This is a genomic window from Nonomuraea sp. NPDC001684, from assembly GCF_053596515.1.
On record NZ_JBSFGJ010000907.1, the window covers coordinates 1 to 1,134 of the forward strand.

The 1,134-nt window shown below is 78.1% G+C and carries 1 protein-coding gene and 1 pseudogene; one reads left to right on the forward strand and one right to left on the reverse strand.

Annotated features, from left to right (window positions below; all coding sequences use genetic code 11):
* Window positions 1-295, forward strand: a pseudogene (locus ACWCSD_RS52995) (hypothetical protein); the annotation flags it as partial.
* A 25-nt stretch (window positions 296-320) separates the two neighbouring features.
* Here the strand turns inward: ACWCSD_RS52995 and ACWCSD_RS53000 are convergent.
* On the reverse strand, window positions 321-1,134 hold an 814-nt coding region (locus tag ACWCSD_RS53000), incomplete at its 5' end, for an MFS transporter (RefSeq protein WP_449927642.1).

The window sequence follows — 1,134 nt, forward strand, 5'->3', positions numbered from 1 at the left end:
TGAGCGCCTGGTACGCGTGCCGCACGCTCAGCGACGACACCTGCTCCTGTTCCATGAGCTCCGACGTGCTGGGAAGCCGGTCATGGAGCGTGAGCCGTTCGCGGTGACGGACATGGGGAACGTGTCGCACGTCGTGCCGGCCGTCCATCCCATGCTGGACATCGGGGCGGGCGGGGCCGCGCCGCACGAGCCGGGGTTCGCGGCCGCGGCGGCGGCCCCGGCGGCCGACCGCGCGCTGGTGGAGGCGGCCGTCCTGCTCGCACTGACCACCGCCGACCTGGCGCTCACCCCGTAGCCCCGGACGGCCGCCGGGTCGGGGCTCAGCCGGTGGGTTCGGCCTCCCGCGCGGTGACCGCGGTGGGCCGGAGCAGCGCCGCGGTGGCGCAGGCGGCCAGTAGGAACGCCGCGGCGGCCAGCAGCGCGGCGCGGTACCCGGCCAGGGCCGCGGCCGCCGCGCACACGCCGACGCCGAGCCCGCCGCCGAGCATGCGCAGCGACTGGAACAGGGTCATGGCCCGGCCCATCACCTGCGGCCCGACCGTCGTGAACGCCGACACCTGCACCGCCGTCACGGCCTGCCCGAGCACCAGCCCCACGGCGAACATGACGGCCCGCAGCGTCCAGGGGCCCGGCTCGGCCAGCGCGAGGAACGCGAACAGCGCCGCGCCGCCGAGCAGCCCGGCCGCCACCACCCGCCGCTCGCCCCAGCGGGCGCAGGCGCGGTCCACCAGGAACCCGGCGGCCATGAGCCCCAGCGCCTCGGGGAAGACGACGAGACCGGCGTCGGTGGCCGTGGCCGCCAGCGCGTCCTGGTACATCAGGGGGAAGGCGAACAGCATGCCGAGCAGCCCGGCGGCCGACAGCGTGGCGGTGGCCGCGCCGCGCAGGAAACCGCGGTCGGCCAGCAGACCCAGGTCCAGCAGCGGCAGCTCGGTGCTGCGCGCCGACCTGGCCAGCGCCCACACCAGGGCGGCTCCGGCGGGCAGCGCCGCCCAGGCGAGCGGCGACAGGCCGGCGGCGGCCTCGTTCAGCCCGTACATCAGCAGGCCGGACCCGGCGCCGGCCAGCAGCAGGCCGCGCACGTCCAGCCGCCCGCCCCCCGTGCCCCCGCCCGTGACGGGGGCGGGCGGCGGC